The 20,934-nt window shown below is 65.2% G+C and carries 12 protein-coding genes; 8 read left to right on the top strand and 4 right to left on the bottom strand.

The window, feature by feature from the left end; genetic code table 11:
• Window positions 1–22 precede the first annotated feature (22 nt).
• Complete coding sequence (locus WG208_RS00605; protein ID WP_337169374.1) at window positions 23–1,237, bottom strand: DUF1343 domain-containing protein; 1,215 nt, start codon at window positions 1,235–1,237, stop codon at window positions 23–25.
• Between the two features lie 116 nt (window positions 1,238–1,353).
• Window positions 1,354–4,434, bottom strand: coding sequence for an Ig-like domain-containing protein (locus WG208_RS00600; protein WP_337169373.1), 3,081 nt, complete (start codon window positions 4,432–4,434; stop codon window positions 1,354–1,356).
• Between the two features lie 225 nt (window positions 4,435–4,659).
• Between WG208_RS00600 and WG208_RS00595 the strand changes: the two genes are divergently transcribed.
• Genes WG208_RS00595 through WG208_RS00585 form a run of 3 tightly spaced genes read left to right on the top strand, consistent with a single transcriptional unit; the run spans window position 4,660 to window position 10,900 of the window.
• Complete coding sequence (locus WG208_RS00595; protein WP_337169372.1) at window positions 4,660–7,224, top strand: zinc-dependent metalloprotease; 2,565 nt, start codon at window positions 4,660–4,662, stop codon at window positions 7,222–7,224.
• A gap of 2 nt (window positions 7,225–7,226) precedes the next feature.
• Entirely contained in the window at window positions 7,227–8,543 is a 1,317-nt protein-coding gene (locus tag WG208_RS00590; protein WP_337169371.1) for a DUF1343 domain-containing protein, read from the top strand.
• A gap of 41 nt (window positions 8,544–8,584) precedes the next feature.
• Window positions 8,585–10,900: a DUF6259 domain-containing protein gene (locus tag WG208_RS00585; RefSeq protein WP_337169370.1), complete on the top strand. Its 2,316-nt coding sequence runs from the start codon at window positions 8,585–8,587 to the stop codon at window positions 10,898–10,900.
• A gap of 401 nt (window positions 10,901–11,301) precedes the next feature.
• Here WG208_RS00585 and WG208_RS00580 read toward each other — a convergent pair whose 3' ends face one another.
• Window positions 11,302–14,130: a TonB-dependent receptor gene (locus tag WG208_RS00580; RefSeq protein ID WP_337169369.1), complete on the bottom strand. Its 2,829-nt coding sequence runs from the start codon at window positions 14,128–14,130 to the stop codon at window positions 11,302–11,304.
• Between the two features lie 115 nt (window positions 14,131–14,245).
• On the opposite strand from WG208_RS00580, the gene WG208_RS00575 reads away from it, so the two are divergent.
• From WG208_RS00575 to WG208_RS00555, 5 genes are all read left to right on the top strand, one after another.
• Window positions 14,246–15,475, top strand: coding sequence for a phosphodiester glycosidase family protein (locus tag WG208_RS00575; protein ID WP_337169368.1), 1,230 nt, complete (start codon window positions 14,246–14,248; stop codon window positions 15,473–15,475).
• A gap of 444 nt (window positions 15,476–15,919) precedes the next feature.
• Window positions 15,920–16,435, top strand: coding sequence for a phosphatase PAP2 family protein (locus tag WG208_RS00570; protein WP_337169367.1), 516 nt, complete (start codon window positions 15,920–15,922; stop codon window positions 16,433–16,435).
• Window positions 16,432–17,634: a glycosyltransferase gene (locus tag WG208_RS00565; RefSeq protein WP_337169571.1), complete on the top strand. Its 1,203-nt coding sequence runs from the start codon at window positions 16,432–16,434 to the stop codon at window positions 17,632–17,634. The genes WG208_RS00570 and WG208_RS00565 overlap by 4 nt, the downstream gene beginning before the upstream one ends.
• A gap of 92 nt (window positions 17,635–17,726) precedes the next feature.
• Window positions 17,727–18,452, top strand: a complete 726-nt coding sequence (locus WG208_RS00560; RefSeq protein ID WP_337169366.1) for a DUF2334 domain-containing protein — start codon at window positions 17,727–17,729, stop codon at window positions 18,450–18,452.
• Window positions 18,449–19,687 carry a glycosyltransferase family 1 protein gene (locus tag WG208_RS00555; RefSeq protein WP_337169365.1) on the top strand — a complete coding sequence of 413 codons (1,239 nt, stop codon included), beginning with the start codon at window positions 18,449–18,451 and terminating at the stop codon, window positions 19,685–19,687. Before WG208_RS00560 ends, WG208_RS00555 begins: the two co-directional genes overlap by 4 nt.
• Here the strand turns inward: WG208_RS00555 and WG208_RS00550 are convergent.
• Complete coding sequence (locus tag WG208_RS00550) at window positions 19,585–20,802, bottom strand: glycosyltransferase family 1 protein (RefSeq protein WP_337169364.1); 1,218 nt, start codon at window positions 20,800–20,802, stop codon at window positions 19,585–19,587. The two genes, WG208_RS00555 and WG208_RS00550, sit on opposite strands and share 103 nt — an antisense overlap.
• Between the last annotated feature and the right edge of the window lie 132 nt (window positions 20,803–20,934).

Raw genomic sequence — 20,934 nt, 5'->3', positions numbered from 1 at the left:
ATCGGACATCGACGATCGGGCCTCAGTAGAGGCGCGCCAATGCGCAACGCTCACGCCAATCGGGCACGGCGGTAAGTCCGATACGATCCTCCCGCGACTGCGCGCCCATGGCGGCGTGCAGGTCGGCACGTCCGATCAGTCGCGCGAAATGATCGGTGCCGGTGGGGTTGGCGGCCGTGGGATAGTGCGCCCACGAAAAATCGTCCGGATGCTGACGCACGATGGCATCCAGCAGAGCGAGCCCCAGTTGCACGGGATGGGTGGTCTGCGCGATCCACACCGATCGATCGCCATCCGGCGGCGTGGCGTCGAGCATCCGGATGCCACGGCAGGAGGTGCCCGCCCACGGCCCTTCGGCCGGCATGAACTCGCAGGCCCGCAAATGCGCGCCGGTTTGTGCGGCTTCCGCGGCCACCTGTTCGATCACGGCCTCGGCGCGCAGCCAGGGCGCCCCGATCTGCGCAAAGGGTATATCCGTTCCCCGCCCCACACTCAGGTTGGTGGCTTCGAACAGACAGGTGCCGGGATACCAGATCGCGCTTTCGAAGGACGGCATCGCCGGTGAGGGAGGAATCCACGGACGACCCACGGCAGGCCAGGCCTGTTTGCGATTCCAGCCCTCACAGGGCACGACCTCGAGCATCGCCGCGGGCCAGTGTTCCCGCTGCCAGAGACGGGCCAGTTCTCCCAGCGTCAGACTGTGCCGCAGCGGGATGTCGTCCTCACCGATGAACGAACGACATTCCTTCTCCAGGACGGGTCCCTCGGCGACATGCAGGCATCCACCCAGCGGATTGGGACGATCGAGCACCAGCAGTGGCACCGACACATCCGCGCACGCCTGCAGGGCGTGAAAGAGAGTCCAGGCATAGGTGTAACAGCGGGCACCGACATCGGGGATGTCGAACAGCAGCACATCGAGATCCCCGAGTTGTTCCGCCGTCGGACGCATCCGCGCGCCGTACAGCGAGACCACCGGCAGTCCCGTCACGGTGTCGATCGTGTCGTCGACACGCGCGCCATCGATCGCGGTGGCGATCAGCCCATGTTCGGGGCCGAAGAGTCGCTGCAACGGCACACCCGCCCGCAACAGGCCTTCCCGTGTGCGGCACGTTGCATCGGTACCGAGCCGGGCGGCGTCATTCGTGACCAACCCGACCCGCCGCCACGCAGGCGGAGGACCGCCAGCCTGGGTGAGACGCTCGAGCAGCACATCGATACCGAAACGAACGACCATGGCGCGAAGCAAAGAGGAGATACGAAGATCGGTGGGCGGTCATCCTTCCGACCGCCCACCGACACAATGTATCGCGTCTCCCGCGAGGGCTCCGCTACGGCCTCACGACGGCCTCACTACTGCAGTCGGACGATCGCGACACGGGCATCCGCCGGAATCACACCGCCACCCACGGCGTTCCGGATGTTGATGAGCTGCGCAGCGGTGTGTGTGCCACTGAATTCGAAGTACGCCTGCGCGCCGCCACGGATACCGAGTCGGGTCGTGGAGAACGAACCGAAAGGCAATGCCACCGCCTGCATCGGGAATGCATTCGGATAGGTCGTGCGCCAGACCGGGTCGGCGTTGAGCCCGGCGTAGATGCTGCGCAGGTTCCAGGTCGAAAACTCGATATCACGATTGCCGCCGGGCAAGCCGGGGTAGTCGTCGGCGTAGAGCGCGAGCCCCCAGCCGCCGACGAGACGCTCGAAGGGCACGCCTGCCACCGTCGCAAGATTGGCCGTTCCCTCTTGCGTGGTGTTGGTGAGGGCCTGGAAGAACGCCGCTTCACTGCTCGCATACCGATCGATGGCGTACCGAACCAGCGACCACACGGTCTGATAGAACACCGAGCCCGATTGACCGGATGCATCCCCGAACAGCGACCAGTTCCACGGTTCGAACAGTTTCTGCCGGATCTCGTTGAACTGCCGTCGCATGCCGTAGGAAGGACGCCGGAGTGTGTCGGCCGCGAGACAGGCCGCATTGCCGGGGTTGAAGTCGCAGAACACCCCGTTGGTGCTGGCACTTCCCCACCCGGTATTGCCCTTCCACGCCACCCGGTGCACCGAGTCCCGCACCCACAACTCCTCGGCGTGTCGTGCGGTGCCTTCCTCCAGCCAGCTCTGTTCGAAGTTCGGCGACTGATTTTCCACGCGGGCCGCGACGGAGGCGATGTGTTTCACCTCGTGCACCACCGTGCGCCCGATGAAGTAGAACCAGCCATCCTGGTTGTCGGTGCTGTTCAGGTTCGAGGCGGCGCTGACGGGAACGCTGGAATAGAAGTACTCACCGAAGTTGCTGCCCAGGCGTCCTTCACCCCGGGGGAACTGATCGCAGTAGGCCACGTATGCCGCTGCACCGGTCCCGTTCACGCGACGCGTGAAGATCATGTGCAGCTTGCCATCGTTGTCGGTGAGCGGATCCCGTAGCAGGGGATCGCCGAAGTACTTCCTGATCGTCGAATACTGATCGCGATCGAAGATCACGCCGAGCTTGCGATAGTAATTCGCCATCGATGCGGAACTGGCGCTCTGGAAGGTGTTGGTCGTGTCTTCCCAGACCACCGCGTGTTCGCCGACATAGACCGCCCGGATCCGGATGGTCTGCGTGGGATCGTTACAGCTGTTGTAGTTGAAGTAGATGGTGCGCTTGTCCCCGACCACCGGCGGGTCGACGAGACGCCCGCGCGGCGAACGGGTCATCGAGCGCGCCGCGCCGCTGGCCATCAGTTGCCGATAGCTGGCCCGTTGCCGTTCCATGTGACGCAGATGTTCGCGATCGGCTTCCGACTCGCTCTCCGACCTGGAGGACGGCAACGACGCGATGCGCGCCGGCTGCGCGGGAATGTGCAGGGCGGTTCCCGTGGTGACGGGATTGCCGCTGACATCCACGTCCACCGACGCGCTGGTGGTGCCCGCCACACTGTACACGGTGAGCAGATAACGCGCTGCCTCACCGGAGGGTGCGAGTTCGTTGCAGGCACTCTCCGAGGCGGTTCCATAGATGACCGACTGCCCGAGCGCCAGCGAAAGGCGCGTGGTGCTGACGGTGATGGGGACGGGCGCCGAGGTGCCGCCCGTGACAGCCACCGTCAATGTCGTGGCGCCACTGAGCGTGCAGGGGACACGCACCGTGAGTTGTTCCGCGGTGGCCGTCAGGACGGTGGCCGTGGCGCCGCCGATGACGACCCGGTTGTTGGCGGTGGAGGGATTGAGGCCGAGGCCGGCGATGGTCACGGTGGCCCCAGGCGCTGCCGAAGCGGGCGTCACCGATGCCACGAACGGTCCACTGGCTGGAGCGATGATGACAGGCACCGCGGTCGATCGGCCATTGGCCGTGGCGGTGACGGTGGTCGTGCCCTGCGCCACCCCCGTCACGAGCCCGGTGCCGGACACCATTGCCACGGTGGGTGCGGCGCTGCTCCAGGTGACGGTCCGGTCGGTGAGTGCCGTGCCGGCGCTGTCGCGAGGTGCCGCGGTCAGCTGGGTGGCCAGCCCGGGCCGCACGAGGACACTGGCCGGGGTCACGGCCAGTGTGGCGACCGGCAGTGGTGTCACCGTGAGGACCGTGGCGCCCGAACGCCCCTCGCTGGCCGCCGTGATCGTGGCGGTGCGGTCGTCCCCGCCGGTGTACAGTGAAACGGTGACGAGACCGGAGGTGGAGACCCGCGCGATACTGGTGTCGCTGGACGTCCAGGTCACGGTGCGGCCGGTCAACGCCCCGCCAAGACTGTCGGCCAGCGTCGCCGTGAGCTGCACGGTCTGTCGCGGCTGTCGACTGGCAGTGCCCGGAGTGACCGTGATCCGGGAGACCGGCCAGGCGGCCACCGTGAGGGCGTGCGTGGCGGACCGGCCTTCGATCGTGACCGTGATGGTGGCCGTGCGATCACCCGTGCCGCTGTAGGTCTTTGCCACCACGAGTCCGGATGCACTGACGGTGGCGATCGTGGTATCGCTGCTGCTCCAGGTCGCGGTTCGCCCGGCGAGTACGGTGCCGGCGGCATCGTTGGCAATCGCCGTCAACTGATTGTTCTGTCCGGGACGCACCGTGCTGGTCGACTGACTGATGCTCACCGAGGCGACAGCCACCGGGGAGACGGTGATGGTCGCCGTGCCGGATACTCCGCCGGTGGTGGCGGTGATGACGGTGGTACCCGGCGTGGACGCGGTGATGCGGGCCCCGGTGACCACACCGGATCCGTCCACCGTGGCAACGGCCGTGTTCGACGAACTCCAGGTGTAGGTGCGACCGCTCAGTGTCCCGCCTTTGGACCCGGTGGTCGTCGCCACGAGCGTCTGGGTGCCGCCACTGGCCAGCGAGGCGGTGGCGGGTGAGACGGTGACACGTTCGGGGGACTCCGGGGCCGTGGACTCGGAGCAGGCGGTGACACCCAGAAGTGCCGCAATCAGGAAAGGTGCTGCGAGAGATCGTCGCATGCCTGTACTCCGGGAAGAGCGCGTATGAGGAGAGATGTCGCGGATGTCGGTGACCAACTCGGCAGGCCAACCCGCAATGACCGACACCACGAGACGCGCAAAAAACCGGCAAATCGTCTCATCGGGACAGCAGGGACAGCGCCGATCACCTGCGCAGCGTACAGTTGGCGGTGGCACTTTCATCGAGAATGCCCTGGTGGGTCCCTCCCTGTACCATCCGCGCTCATGATCAGTTTTCCGATCAGCTCTCTGATCAGCTCTTCGCTGGCACCGTTCCCGTCGCGCGTCGTCGTCCTGATGGGCGCACTGGCGGCAATCGCTTCTCCTTTGACGGCCCAGACACCTCCCGCCGGCGGCGCGGGAGCGGGCGCCCAGCCTCCCGCCGGCCAGCCGCCCGGTGGTCAGACGCAGGGAGCGGCCACGCGCGGCCCCCGTCCCTACGCGCAGGTCATCCCTGCCCGGGCACACACCGAACGTGGCGGCGTCACCGTGCACAAGGTGGACGAACGCTACTTCTTCGAAGTGCCCGATTCGCTCGTGGGGCGCGATTTCCTCATGGTCACCCGGGTGGCGGGCGTGCCCGCGGGTTCCGGCGGTTTTCAGAGCGCCGGCAGTTCGCTGAACGAACGGCTCGTGCGGTGGGAGCGGGTGGGTGACCGGATCCTGCTCAAGAGCATCAGCACGCTGGCGGTGGCCGACGACACGCTGCCCATCGCCCGCAGCGTCGCGCAGAACTACTACCCGGCCATCATCGGCGCATTCCCCGTGGCCGCCTATGGCCGCGACAGCAGTTCGGCGGTCATCGACGTGACCGATTTCTTCGCCGCGGACAATCCGGCCACCTCGGGCCTCGACGCCAGTCAGCGGCGCGCGTACGGCGTGCGGCGCTACGATCCGGCGCGCTCCTACATCGCGGGCATACGCGGCTTCCCCATCAACATCGAAGTCCGCCAGGTCCAGACCTTCGATGCCGCCACGCCGCCCAGCGATCCGGACGGGGGCTCGGTGACGATGGAAACGCGACAGTCCATCGTGCTGCTGCCCAGGACACCCATGCGTCCGCGCTACGCCGACGCGCGGGTGGGATACTTCACCGTCAATCGCATCAACTACGGCCTCGATGTGCAGAAGGCCGAAAGTCAGACGTTCATCACGCGCTGGCGTCTCGAACCGAAGGATCCCGCGGCCTATGCCCGTGGGGAACTCGTCGAACCGGTGAAACCGATCGTCTACTATCTCGATCCAGCTACGCCCACGCGCTGGAAGCCGTTCGTGAAGCAGGGCGTGGAAGACTGGCAGAAGGTGTTCGAGAAGGCCGGTTTCAAGAATGCCATCATCGCAAAAGACGCGCCGACGAACGATCCCGACTTCGACATGGACGACGCGCGCTACAGCATCGTGCGCTGGGCGGCGAGTCTCACCCGCAACGCCACCGGTCCGCATACGCACGATCCACGTTCGGGCGAGATCATCAACAGCGAGATCACGTGGTACCACAACCACATGCGCTCGTACCGCAACTGGCTCATGATGGAGACCGGTGCGGCCAATCCCGCCGCGCGCACGCTCGACATGCCCGATGAGCTGATGGGTGAAACGATGCGGCAGGTGATCACGCACGAGATCGGCCATGCGCTCGGTCTGCAGCACAACATGATCGCGTCGGCGTCGTTCCCCGTGGATTCCCTGCGCAGCGTCACGTTCACGCGGAAGTACGGTGTGAGCGCCACGATCATGGACTACGCCCGGCAGAACTACGTGGCGCAACCGGGTGACGGTCTCCAGACGAAGGATTTCATCCGCCGGCTTGGCCCCTTCGACGATTACGCCATCAACTGGGGATACCGTCTCACCAACACGCCCACCCCGGAAGCCGAACGCCAGGTGTTGCACGACTGGCTCGTCAACCAGAGCGGACCGTTTCCCTATCGCTACGTGGCGCAGCAGGCCGGTTCGGCCGATCCGCGCAACCAGACCGAAGATCTGGGCGACGATCCGGTGAAGGCGTCGACGTATTCGACCGCCAACTACAAGCGGATGATTCCGCAACTGGCTCAGTGGACCACTGCGCCGGGTGAGGACTTCACCGAATTGCGCGAGATCTACGAAGAGTCGGTGAGCCGCTGGTTCGGCAACATGGGACACGTGGCCACCGTCATCGGCGGTGTGGAGGTGGATCTCAAGACCGGCGAGCAGCCGGGCGCGGTGTACAAGGTCGTTCCCAGGGCGCGTCAGAAAGCGGCCCTGGCGTTCCTTGCCGGCACGGCCATCACCACGCCCGACTGGTTGATGCCGAAGGAGATCATCAGTCGCATCGGTCCGAATCCCACGGTGGCCACCCGTCAGGCGGCGCTGGTGCAGTCGTTGCTCACGCCGGCACGACTGGGGCGTATGGCGGAATCCGAGCGCTATGATGCCAACAACGCCTATCCGGTGGCCGAGTATCTGGGGGATCTCACACGCGCCGTCTTCCCCGGGGCGTCCGCGGATCTCAACCGTCGCCAGTTGCAACGTGTATACATCCAACGCCTCGAAGCGCTGATCTCGCCACCCACCGGTCCGGCGACCGGCGGCGGCCCCGGCGGTTTCGGCGGTGGCCCGCAGCGGTTCCTGCCCTTCGTGTCGGCACCTGCCGTCCCCACGAGCGACATGCCCGCGCTCGCCCGTCAGCAGCTCCGCGACATCCAGCGCAGCGCGCGCACCTTCGCCGCCGGCAGCACGGCGGCGACCACGCGTGCACATTGGAATGATCTGGTCGAACGTATCACCTCCATCCTCGAACCTCGTTGATCATGGCCCCCCACACCACGAGTTCTTCCGTCAGATCGCGCGCCGCGCATGCGGCCCGTCTGCTGCTTCCTGCGTCGTTGCTGTTCGCCGCCGCCTGCTCCAAGGGTGAACAGCCCGCGGACCACGCCACGGACAGCGCCGCGGCCACCGCGTCGGGAGATGTGATCCCCGGCATCGAAGTGCTGCTCACCGACTCCCTGCATCTGGTCCAGGGCAAAAAAGTCGGTCTGCTGACCAACCATTCGGGACGCAACCGGGCGGGTGAGAGCACGGTGGATCTGCTGTTCAAAGCGCCGGGCGTGAATCTGGTGGCACTGTACGGCCCGGAACACGGCATTCGCGGCGAAGCGAAGGCCGGCGAGAAGATCTCCTCGGGAGTCGACGAGAAGACCGGAGTGAAGGTGTATTCACTGTACGGCGATGTGGAGACGCCCACCGCCGACATGGTGAAGGACATCGATGTGCTGGTCTACGACATCCAGGATGTGGGTGCCCGTGTGTACACGTACGAATGGACACTCGCGCTCGCCATGCAGGCGATGAAGAAGCCGGTGATCATCCTCGATCGTCCCGATCCGATCCGCGCCGACAAGGTGGAAGGCAACATTCTCGAACTGCCGTTCCGCTCCCTGGTGGGTCAGCACGCGGTGGCGCTCCGGTACGGTCTCACCGTCGGTGAACTCATGCGCTATCTCGTGGGCACGAAGGCCATCGACGCGTCGCTCACCGTGGTGCCGATGAAGAACTACAAGCGCTCCATGTGGTTCGACGAAACGGGCATCCCGCGCGTGAACCCGTCGCCGAATCTCCGGACGCTCGACGCGGAACTGCTGTATCCGGGCACCGTGTTCTTCGAAGGCACCAATGCCACGGAAGGGCGTGGTACCGACGCGCCGTTCACGCTCATCGGCGCGGCCTATCTCAAGGACAACGCCGCCATCGTGGAAGAGCTGAACGCACTCAAGCTGCCGGGCGTGCAGTTCGACACGGCCACGCGCACCATCGAGCCCGGGTACAAGTTCGGCGGTGAAACCATCCCGATGGTCGCGATCAAGGTCACCGACCGCAACGCCGTGCGGCCGGTGGAACTGGGCATCCGCCTGCTGCGCGCGTTCTACGCGCATCACCCCACGGAGTTCAAGTGGCGTGAGCCGTCGGCCAACGCGGCCGGACGCATCCGCGGCATCGATCGCCTGGCCGGCACCGATCAGCTGACGAAGGCCGTGGAGAACAACACGGTCGACGAGCTGATCCGGAAGTGGGATGCCGACGCCGCGAAGTTCCAGGAACTCGTGAAGCCCTATCTCCTCTACAACTGATCGCACCGCCGATCTCACTCTCTTCACTGCGACCGAACATCATGTCCCTGCATCAGGATATCCGTTCGGAAGGCGCGCAGACCCGACCGCCGCACCCCAGGGTGCGGCGGTTGTTGCATCGCGCTTTCCTCGTCTCCGCATCGGTGGGCACACTGGCCTGTGGCGGCGGCGATCTCACGCTGCGCTCGCCGGGACTCTCGCTGACGCTCTCACCGCAGGACGGCCATGTGCTGTCACTGCTCGACGGCAAGGGGCAACAACGCGCCGGGCATCCCACCGACTCCCTCGGGCTCTGGGTGCTCGACATCGGTGCCGACTCGGCACGGCACACGCTTGCCGCTGCGGCCGCGAAAAAATTCACGGCGCGCCGGGTGAGCGGTGACAGTCTCGCGTTGGAATGGGGGGAGTTTCCCGCACCGTATGGCCGGCTGTCCGTAACGGCGAGCGTGGCGCTCCATGCCGACAGCACGACGGCGTGGCATATCGCCCTCGGTGGCATCGACAGCACGGACGTGGAGCAGGTGCACTTCCCACGTCTCACCGGTATCGTCGTCCAGGACGGTGATGAACTCGCGGTGCCGTCGTGGATGGGTCAGCGCGCCCGTCATCCGCGTACGATGCTGGCCGGTCCGGAAGGCAAGGGTCGTCGACTGGAGTTCGCCTACCCCGGCGCGACATCGATGCAGATGATGGCGCTGTCGCACCCCGAACGTGGCGGCCTGTATTTCGCGGCCGACGACAGTGCGGCCTATCGCAAGAGCTTCACGCTGCGCGGTGAGGGCGGCGGTGATACGGCCACGTATGCCATGGTGCACGTGCTGTCCGATCCGGGAACCAACGCGTCGTACGCGCCGTCGTATCGCGCGATCATCGGCATCGTGCCGGGCGACTGGTTCTCCGCCATCGAGCGATATCGACAGTGGGGCACGAAGCAGTACTGGGCGCGTGAAAGCCGGTTGCACTCGGGTGTCACACCGGAGTGGATGCGCGACGCGGGCGCCTGGGAGTGGAACCGTGGCCGCTCCAACGTGGTGCTCGAACCCGCGGCGGTGCTGCAGAAGGACGTGGGTCTGCCGGTGAATGTCTTCTGGCACTGGTGGCATCACGGCCCCTACGACACGAGCTTCCCCGACTACATCCCGCCGCGTGAAGGCGCGCCGGCGTTCACGGCAGCGGTGTCCAAAGCGCATGCGGCCGGCCTGCATGCCATCGTGTACATGAACCAGCGCCTCTGGTGCACCAACACCCCGAGCTGGTCGAAGGAGGGCGCGGAGCAGTGGGCGGTGCGTGAACGGAACGGCACGGTGCGTCTCGAGACGTACAATGTGTTCAATCCCCTGCCCTGCGCGACGATGAATCCGCACGATGCGTTCTGGCGGAACAAGTATGTCGGCATCGCGGACACCGTGCTCAATCAGTACGGCATCGACGGGATCTACATGGATCAGGCGGTGTTGAGTCTGATCGACTGGACGCCGGGCCACGATCATCCGGTGGGTGGTGGCAATTACTGGATGCAGGGCTTCCGCGAACTGGCGAAGAATCTGCGTGAACGTGGCGGCGCCGGTCGCGGATTTGCCGGTGAAGGGGGTGGTGAGAGCTGGCTGCCCGATCTGGACGCGTTCCTCACCCTGCAGGTGAGCCAGGAGCGGTATGCCGACCCGGCGAGCGGATGGGAGGTGGTCCCGATGTTCCAGGCGGCCTATCACCCCTATGCGCTCACCTACGGCACGTACGGCTCCCTCACGCTGCCGCCCTACGACGAGTTGTGGCCGAAGGAGAAGCGTCCCGCCACGGCCATGCAGTTGCTGGACGAAAAATTCGTGCGGCAGTTCCACCTCGAACAGGCGCGCATGTTCGTGTGGGGCATGCAACCCACGATCGCGAACTTCCTGCCCGACCAGCTCACCGCGCGTCGGCGGGAGATGGATTACTTCGGACGTCTGGCGCGGCTGCGCTACGGACTGCGCGAGTTCTTCCAGACCGGCGAGTTCCTCAGAGCGCCGAAGGTGCAGGTTCCGGAAGTGGATCTGCTGCTGTCACGCATCTCCATCTACGCCGCCCGCCTTGGCGGTCCCACCGAGGCACACATCATGACGCCGGAAGTGCTGAGTGGCGCGTGGCGGGCTGCCGACGGACGCGTGGCGGTGGCGCTGGCGGGCATCAATCTCGAGCCGGTCGAGGCAAAGGTCACCCTCGATCCGGCCTTGTGGGGACTGCCCGCCAACACACGCATCGTGCGCCGCGACAGCAACGGCACGCAGGAGCTGGGCACGCTGAAAGGCGGCGCTCAGGAGATCACCGTACCGGTGGGCGTACTCGAAGGGGTTGTTCTCGAACTGGTGCCGCCGGCATGAGAGGTCAGATTTTCAGACGGGGTCAGAGGTCAGAGATCAGAAGACCAGAACTCAGACGGAGATAGGAAGCAGGAAGGAGTGGCCAGATGTCAGAGATCTGAGCTCTGGCGGTTGATGGGGTCGTGCGCGCCACCGGCTACTGGCCGGGCACCCGCAGGCCCCCCGGGGCGCGCAGCGCCCCGCAGAACGCCGGACTCTCGTGTCAGCACCCCACCCCGCGGACGACGTGCTCGGACCTCTGACATCTGGCCACTCCTTCCTGCTTCCTATCTCCGTCTCAGTTCTGACATCTGACATCTGACATCTGACATCTGACCTCTGACGGTCTGAGCCCAGACCCCAGAACAAACGAAGGGCCCCGGGTATCCGGGGCCCTTCGTCTTTCTGTCCACCACGCGCCGTCAGAAGTCGAAGCGCATGCCCACCTGGCCCATACGGGCGCCGTACGCGGCAGTCGGCTTGCCGAATGTCGCCACCTGCGAACCGTTGGCGTTGAACTGCGTGCCACCGTACGAGAGGTTGTTGTTGAAGTTGAACACGTTGAACGCTTCGGCCGACAGACTCACCTTCGCCTTGTTCCAGGTGAAGAGCGGGCGGGTCAGACGCACGTCCACCGTGCGGTACCAGTTGTTCCACGAGTTGGCCGGCATGGTGGTGCGGATGCCGGTGCTGTTCACCGTGCCACCCGGATAGTCGTCGCTCAGGACGTTGTCCAGGTTGATGTCGCGACCATCGGTGGTGAGGAACGGGCGCGGGCTCGCGATCGTGGCCACCGACGAGAAGTTGAAGCCGAACGGCAGCGGGATGATGTCGGACAGCGTCACACGATGGCGCTCGTCACCCGTGGTACGCTGGCGGTTGAAGAGGAAGTCGTACGTGTAGGTCGGCAGACCGGCCGTGTCGAAATCGCCCTGGTACCAGCCCAGCGTGTAGGCCAGGTTGAAGCGCATCTTGTTGCGCTGGTAGGTGGCCTGGAGCAGGAGGGACGAATAGTCCGACTGTCCGATGTCATCCCAGATCAGGATGTCGCCGTACGCGGGCGTCAGCTTGCGCACGTTCGGCGTGACCGTCTTGTCGAGATAGTTCGGATTGCGCTGCACATAGAGGTTGTCCATGTGCTGACGCACGTAGTCGATGTTGAAACCGAACTCGTTCGTGAGCTGGTGGCCGAAGCCGATGGACATCTGCTTGGCGTTCGGCGTCTTCATGTCGAGATTCATGAGAATCGGCGACGCCGTTGCCGTGACACCGCCGATCACGCGCTGACGCAGCACCGCGGGATCCTTCGTGCCCGGGTTCGCGAAGGTGTAGGTACGCCACGTGGAATTGCGGCGTTCCTGGAAGCCCATGAAGCTCGTGACACGATCGTAGATGATGCCAAAACCGCCGCGCACGAAGGTGCGGTTGTTCTTGAACGGATCCCACGAGAACGAGACGCGCGGCGAGATGTTGCCGAGCTGGTTCTTGCGGTTGCCGGCGTTGATGTAGTTCTTGAGCGCCGGAATGGCCGTCAGTACCGGATCCTTCGACCACGGGGTCTCGTAGTCGTTGTTCATCGTGTTGATCTCGGCATCGTGACGCAGCCCCAGCGACAACGTGAAGTGCGGCTTGATGCGCCACTCGTCGTTGATGTAGATGCCGGTGGTGTACCCCGTGGCGTCGGCGATCGCGTCGGACTTGCCGTTGGGATCGTTGAAGCCCACGGCGATCGAGGCCGAGATCGGCAGCGTCGACGTGTCCGAGGCGAACGTGAACGTGCCGTTGGTGTTGTTCGGCTGGTTCTGCGTGGCGGCGATGGTGCTCAGTTCCACGCCGAACTTGATCACATGCGAACCGCTGGCGTTGTCGATGTTCAACGTGGAGCGGTTCACGGCGCGGAAGTGCTTCTCCGTCAGAATGAGCGGGAAGCCCGACGTGCCGAAGATGATGCCGGGGTAGTTGAACTGCGGGCCCGGCTTGAGCGGCGCTTCGTTGTGGCTCCAGCTCACGTACTGCAGGCTGGCTTCGTTCACGAAGTTGCCACCCTGCGACAGATAGCGCTGGCGGAGCTGCGCGGTGTAGATGTCGTAGGTCTGCGAGATGCCGCCGTCCTGCGACGTGCGACCGCCGAAGTTGCCTTCACCGCGGAGGTAACGCGCCGATCCCATGAAATCGTACGTGAAACGTGGGCTCTGCACCCAGGTGAGACGCGTGAACGCGGTGTGATTGCGGTTGGGCGCCAGGAACGATCCCTTGTACTGCCCCCACGGACCGCTGATCGGGTTCACGTCGAGATAGAAATCGGTGCTGGTCAGTTCATAGCTCGCCGCGAAGAACAGCTTGTCCTTCTGGATCGGCCCCGAGAGGTTGAAGCCGAGCTGCGTGCGACCGTAGTTGGGCACCGAGGTCTGGAACGCGTTCTGCGCCAGCATCGACTTGCCCTGATAGAAGCCGAAGCCCGACCCCTTGAACTCGTTCGTGCCACGGCGGCTTTCCGCGCTGATCACGTACGAACCGGCGCGGGTGAATTCCGCATCGTACGGATTGAGATACACGCGGAACTGTTCGAGACCTTCCTGCGGCAGCGGCGAACCCGTCTGGCCGAGGCCCACGATGTTGCCGTTGTAGAGACTCTTCATTTCGACACCGTCCATGTAGACGTTGAAGAAACGGAGATCCGGTGCGGCACCACCCGACGGGAGTGTACGACCCGACTGCGGTGCGTACGTCTTGATGCCCGGCGCGATGCCGGCAAGGTTCATGATGCCGCGCGAGTTGAACGGAAGATTCTCGATCTCTTCCTTCATGACGGGCGCCGACACCGACATGCGCTGCACTTCCACCTGCTTCACGCGTTCGGCCACGACGGCCAACGCTTCGAGCTCCGCCGCCCCCTTCTCGAGATCGAATTCGAGGCGCGCGCGCTGACCGATCACGAGCTGAACGGTATCCGTACGCTGACGGAAACCGATCGCTCGCACGTTGACCGTGTACTGACCGGAATACAGACCCAGAACGCGAAAGTCGCCGGAGGGACGGGTGAGCGCCCGGGCGACTTCATTGGTGGCGACATTGGTGATCGTGATCTGGGCACCGGCAATCGGGGCGCCGTCTCCTCTCACCGCTCCTTCGAGGGTTATGGTATTCTGAGCGAACGCGGTGGTGGCGGTCAGCGCACCAAGGGCACCGGCGACAAGCGCTCTGGCGACCCACGAATGGGTCAGCCGGCGCCTGAACGACGCAGGAAACATGGGTTTTCCGTATCCGAAAGGGGGATGGGAAGGGATGGAACTGCTTCACCCAAAATATGACATGGCTGTTACCGAGACCAGCAGCCATTGTCTCTCCAACCACAGGCGAGGGTCCATGAGTCACCGGCGTACGTTGTCCCGGGGGCGCATCCCACTCATCCCGCTTCTCCCCTTCCTCCTGCTGGCCGCATGCCGTCCACCGGCGCAGGGTCCTGGTGAAGCCACGCCCGGTGTGCGCCAACTGGCGCCCGGTCTTCAACACGAAGTGCGGGCCGATCCGCGTGGACCGTGGCGATTCCACATTGTGGAGATCGATCTCACCAATGCGGCGCTTTCGCTCGATGCGGTGCGGGCGAAGGATGCCCTGCAGGGGCGGGAGCGCACCTCTTCGATGGCGAAACGCCTGCAATTCGATACAAGTCGCGTACGGGTCGCCGTCAACGCGGACTTCTTCGACCTGGCGACCGGCGAGAACGAGAACAACCAGGTGCTTGCCGGCGAATGGTGGAAAGGATTGCCCCTGACCGATTCTCCGTACGACACCTACGACAACGTGCATGGCCAGGTCGCGATCGATCCCACCGGCGGTCTGACCTTCGGTCGTTTCATCCTGGATGGGCGCGCCTGGACACGACGGGGTGCGGTTCCGATCCTGAGCGTGAACAGCAAACCCACCGGACGCTACGAAGGCACGGCCCTCTACACTCCGCGCTTTGGTACCAGCACACCGACCGATACCGGACGCGTCGCGGAGTTGCGGCTGCGCCCGATCGGCATGCGGGGTGACACGCTGCTCTACGCGGCCACCGATACGACGAATGCCCGCAGCGGCGGACCGATCCCCCGCGACGGCGCGGTGCTCGTGGGTTACGGGGACCGGGCCGAAGGCGTCGCGAGGCTTTCGCGGACGGACACACTGCGCGTCCATCTGGACACCTGGCCGCGCTCGGCCTCACGCCGCGCGCCCAAAGCCGTGCTGGGCGGGTGGCCATTGCTCCTGCAGGACGGCGAAAACGTGGCGGCGCGTGCGGCCACCCTCGAAGGCACGATCTCACGCAACGCCGAAGCCCGCCATCCACGCACGGCCATCGCGGTTTCGCGCTCGGGACAGACCGCGTGGCTGGTCACCGTCGACGGCCGCGCCACCAACAGTGTCGGCATGACACTCGTGGAACTCGCCGAGTTCCTCCGCACACTCGGCGCCTGGAACGCCCTCAATTTCGACGGCGGCGGCTCGACCACCATGGTGATCGATGGCAAGGTCGTGAATGCGCCCACGGATCAGACGGGCGAACGCGAAGTGGGGAATGCGCTGGTGGTACGCGAGCGAGGAAAGGGCAGATGATCTGGGGCCTGGCTCCAGATCTTCACCGGATCTTCAGACGGGGTCAGAGGTCAGAAATCAGCCGGTCAGAACTGAGACGGCGATCGAATGATGAGAGATCAGACAACTACGAGGTCAGAGGTCTGAGCACTTCGTCCGCAGGGTGGATACTGACGCAAGGGATCAGTGTTTTGCGGGGCGCTTCGCGCCCCGAGGGACCCTGCGGGCACCCCGGCCGCATGCCCGGCCGTGGGCCAGTGCCCCGCACGACACCCCCGACCGCCAGTGCTCGGACCTCTGACCTCTGACGCCTCCTCCCTGCTCCCTATCTCCGTCGGAGTTCTGATGTCAGATATCTGATCTCTGACATCAGAACTCTGAAGTCAGCCAGACCGTGGCCCGCGCGTTACTTCCCCGTCACTGTCCGGTATCCAAACCGTCATCGGGTTTCGTCAGTGTGTAGCCATGCTCTCCTGGCTGCACCATCTCGACGCGCGGGACCGTGCACTCTTCACACGGTGGGCGCTCTCACCCTCCGCGTCGCCCCGTCCGCGCCGTTTCTGGATGTTGATCACGCATGCCGGCGGCGCACGGGGCGCCATCGGGACCTGCCTCGCCGCGCTGACCCTGCCGATGGTGAGCGTCGCGCTGGTGTGGCGCACGTTACTGCTGCTCGGCTGCTCGCACCTGGTGGTGCAGGTGGTGAAGCGCACCGTGGGCCGACCGCGACCCTCGGCCCGGATGTCGTTCGAAGCACTCATTCACGTGCCCGATCGGTTTTCGTTTCCGAGTGGCCACGCCTGTGCGGCCATGGCGGTGGCAGTGGGTTTCGCCGCGGCGTTTCCGCTGTGCACACTGCCGCTGCTGATCATCGCCTGCGTGGTGGGCTTCTCCCGGGTGGCCCTGGGCGTGCACTACCCGGGTGACGTGCTCGTCGGTCAGGCCATTGCGTTGATCACCGCGTACCCCTTGCTGGCCTGACTCTGCGCACCGATCCATTTCCCTCGCGCCTGCGTCCTGACGCGGCGCGCGGGGTACTCGACGTCACCGAGTGGTTCGGCGACACCAGCGGTGGCATCCGCACCTACCTGCTCGAAAAGGCGCGGTATGTATCCGCACGGCCGTCGCTCCGTCACGTGATCCTGGTGCCGGGTGCCCACGACAGCGTGGAAGACGGCGAAGGGGTGCGCACATACCGATTGGCCGGTCCACCGATTCCGCGGCAGCGTCCGTACCGGTTCATGCTCGCGACGCGCTCGATCTCCCGCATCGTGCAGCACGAACGCCCCGATCTGATCGAGATCGGCAGTCCGTTCATCGTGCCATGGATCGTGCGTCATGCCACACGCATGCTCGACGTGCCGCTGGTGTGTTTTCATCACACCAACCTGCCGCGGATGTTCGCGCCACGGGCCGGTCGCTGGCGCCCCATGCAACGATTCGTCTATCGCTCGGCGTCACGCTACATGCGACGCCTCGATGCGCTGTTCCCGGTGACCATCGTCGCGTCCGACGCCGCGGCGCGCGATCTGGCGCGGGAAGGCATCGATCGGATCGCGCACGTGCCGTTGGGAGTGGATCTCGAGACGTTCACGCCGCGGCGACGGGAAACAGGCGCCGAGACGCGCGCGCGGCACGGCCTGCCCCGGACGCCGCTGGTGGGATTCGTGGGACGTTTTGCCCGTGAGAAGGAACTCGACGTAGTGCTCGACGCATGGAGCGCCGTCGAACGTGCCACGGACGCCCGACTCGTGCTGGTCGGCGCCGGCCCCCTCGAACCGCGCCTGCGGGCGCACCCCTACGCATCGCGCGTCCACTTTCTCCCTTTCCAGCACGATCGGCGTGCGCTGGCCGATCTGCTGGCCGCACTCGACGTGTACGTCGCGCCGGGAGCCGTCGAAACCTTCGGCCTCTCGGCGCTCGAAGCCCTGGCCAGCGGCACACCGGTGCTGTCTGCCGATTCCGGGGGAGTGGCCGACCATGTCCGCGCCAGTGGAGCGGGCCGGTTGTTCGTGCCCCATTGCTCGGCGTCGCTGGCCGAGGAAGCCATCACACTGCTGCGCGCCGATCTGCTGACGCTGGGCTCCGCAGGCCGACGGTTTGCGGAGACCGAACACGACTGGACCACTGTTTTCGATCGCCTGTTCGCCGTGTATGACGAGGTACTGCGCGGGCAATGATCTCCGGCTGGCAAAGCGGCCCATCACGGCAATCGCGACCGCAACTGGAACCGCAACTCCGACAACAACCGCCCGGGCAAGGGCTGCAGCGATTGCTGGTCTCGATCCACGATGTCACACCGGCACTCGAAGACGAGGTCCACACGCTGTGGCACTGGTGCCGGTCGTTCGATATCGTGCCGGCGCTGTTCGTGGTCCCCGACTGGCATGGCGCCTGGCCGCTCGAGCGGCATGCCTCCTTCGTGCAATGGATATGGCACGCGCAGATGTCCGGCGCGGATATCCTGCTGCATGGCGAGCGCCACGATGAAGTGGGATCGCCGCGCACGTTGAAACACGAATGGCAGGCGCTGGGACGCACCGCGGGCGAGGGAGAGTTCCTCACCCTGGAGCCCGAGGTGGCGTCCGATCGCATCGCGCGCGGCATGGACCGGCTGCATGCCCTCGGGTTGCGTCCCATCGGCTTCGTCCCACCCGCGTGGCTGGCTCCGATGACGACACATCACGCGGTGCAGGAGCTCTCGCATCGGTTTCCCGAGCTGCGATGCAGTGAAGACGTGTCCCGCGTGTACGCGCCCGCGGGCATGTCCACACGCACGCCCGTCGTGCGCTGGAGCGGCCGCACGCCCACACGAGCTCGCATGTCGCACCTGCTGGCATGGTGGCATCGACGCTGGTTGCGCTCGAGCCCCCTCGTGCGCATCGCGCTGCATCCGCAGGACCTGCATCATTCCCTCACGGCACGGTCGGTGCGACAGTCGTTGGAGCACTGGTCACGCAGACGCACGCCCGTCACCTATCGCTCCCTCTGTCAATGACCGCCGTGTCCGACACGACGCCACTGCGACTCGCCCTGTTCACCGATACCTTTGCCCCACAGGTGAATGGGGTGGCCCGTACACTCGCCCGACTGGTCGACGCGGTACAGGAGCGGGGAGGCGCCGTGCGCGTCTTCACCGTGGCCGATGAAGACGATCCGGCTACCGGCCCGGGACCAGTCGACCTCATCGAGCGCTTTCCAGGTCGACGCTTCTGGGCCTATCCACAACTGCGGCTCGCATGGCCGGCACGCCGTGATGTGCGTCGGCAGCTCGAGGAATTCCAACCCACCATCGTGCATGCCGCCACCGAGTTCGGCATCGGATTGGCCGGACGGGCGATGGCCCGGGATCTGCACGTCCCGTTCGTCACCTCCTACCACACCAGCTTCACCGCCTACGCCGAACACTACGGGCTCGGGATGCTGGCCGAACCGGGGTGGCACTACCTCCGCTGGTTTCACAACAGCGGCCTGCGGACCTATTGTCCGACGCAGGCGATCATTCGTGAGCTCGACGCCCATGGGTTCGTGGAGTGCCGCGAGTGGTCGCGCGGCGTCGATCCCGAGCGCTTTTCACCGCGGTATCGATCGAACGAACTGCGGTCCCGATTGCAGGCGGACGACGATACACTGGTCGTGTCCTACATCGGCCGGCTTGGTGTCGAGAAAGGCCTCGATGTGGTGCTGGACTGCATGCGACAGTTGCATGCCAGCTGCCCCGAGCGTGTGCGATTCCTGATCGTGGGTGATGGCCCGTATGAAGACGCCGTTCGGGCATCGGCACCCGCCGGATCGCTCATCACGGGGCGACTGGATGGACAGGCGCTCAGCGAAGCCTTTGCATCGAGCGACGTGCTGCTCTTTCCGAGTACCACCGATACTTTCGGCAATGTCCTGCTCGAAGCCATGGCATCCGGCACTCCGGTGATCGGCGCCGATGTGGGTCCCACGCGGGAACAACTGGCTCCCGATCGGGGATGGCTGGTGACGCCAGGCGATGCGCGGGCGTTCACCGACACCGTGCTGCACCTGCTGGCCCATCCGTCCGCACGTGTCACCGCACGCGGCAATGCGCTGGCATTTGCGGCGTCGAAGCGGTGGGACGTCATCTGGGACGCTCTGATCGACGACTATCGGCTGCTCCAACGTCCATGGGCGGCACGTGAAGAATCCACAACGCCCTCACAATCATCGCGCCGATCCCGCGCGGATTCTGCAACGATCTCCCGGTAACTTCCATCGAGACGATCGAGTTCGCTGTCCCATGACCATTGTTCGGCCGTCCTGCGTGCTCCCTGCGCGAGCCGGGTGCGCAGCGCCGGCGACTGCATCAGACGTGACATGGCATTCGCGCACGCTTCGTGATCGTCCGCGGGATAGGTCAATCCATTGACCTCATCGCGCAAATGCTCGGCGACACCGCCGGCCGGAACGGCCACCACCGACAGTCCCGCAGCCATCGCTTCGAGCACCACGAGCCCCAGCGTTTCCGTGGTCGACGCATAGACGAATGCGTCGGCGCCGGCGTAGATCCCCGGCAGATCCTTCTCGCGATCCTGCACGCCCAGAAAATGCACGGCGGGTCCACCCGACTGGGCGGCCCGACGCTGCAGGGCGGCACGACTGGGGCCATCGCCGACGATCTGCAGCTCCATGGGCATCTCCGGATACCGGGCACGCACCGTGGCGAATGCCTCGATCAGAAATCCGATATTCTTTTCGGGCGCGAGGCGGCCCACATAGAGAAACCGGAAAGGCCGTGTCACGGAGCAGGTCGGCACATCCCTCCGCGGCTGAAAGAGGTCCACATCGACCCCACGGCCCCATACCTCGATGTCGCGCAACCCCAAGGCCCGCAGATCGTCGCGGGCCGAAAGCGACGGAGTGTACACTCGTGCAGCCCGACGGTGAAAATGCCGGATCCACGACTGCACCGGTCGCCGCAACCACGGCACGCCCCAGGATGATGTATATCGGGAGAAGTCGGTGTGATACGACGTGCAATACGGCACACCGGCACGCAGCGCTTCCTGGCGGCCGTACCATCCCAGCACGAACTCCGTCGGACAATGCACCAGATCCGGACGGAAACTTTTCACGAAGGCGCGCACGGTTCGCCGTTCACCGAATGCGGCACGCACATCGGGATATGTGCGCCATGCCACGGCCGGTAACGCCACCACACCATCGACGACGGCCTCCCGCGAGGAGACCACGTTCTCCGCACCGGGTGTCAGCACGAGACAGTCCCAGCCCCGGCGACGCAGTCCCGCCACCGTCAACGCCGTGACGACGCTGACGCCGTTGACGAGCGGCGGATAGGTATCGGTGCAGACGAGCAGGCGCACGGTGGTGTGACATTCACTGGTCCGGACGACAAAGCCGACACGGACACGTCACCTGCGTGTCACGTGCCGGCCACATCTGCTGCGATCTGCTGCGCGCAGCGATCAGGAGTACATCGAACGGAGTTCCGGAAC

Origin of the sequence: Gemmatimonas aurantiaca, from assembly GCF_037190085.1 — a bacterium.
Lineage (GTDB): Bacteria > Gemmatimonadota > Gemmatimonadetes > Gemmatimonadales > Gemmatimonadaceae > Gemmatimonas > Gemmatimonas aurantiaca_A.
Note: the sequence above shows the minus strand (reverse complement) of the source record. Positions and strands in the feature narration are given on the sequence as shown.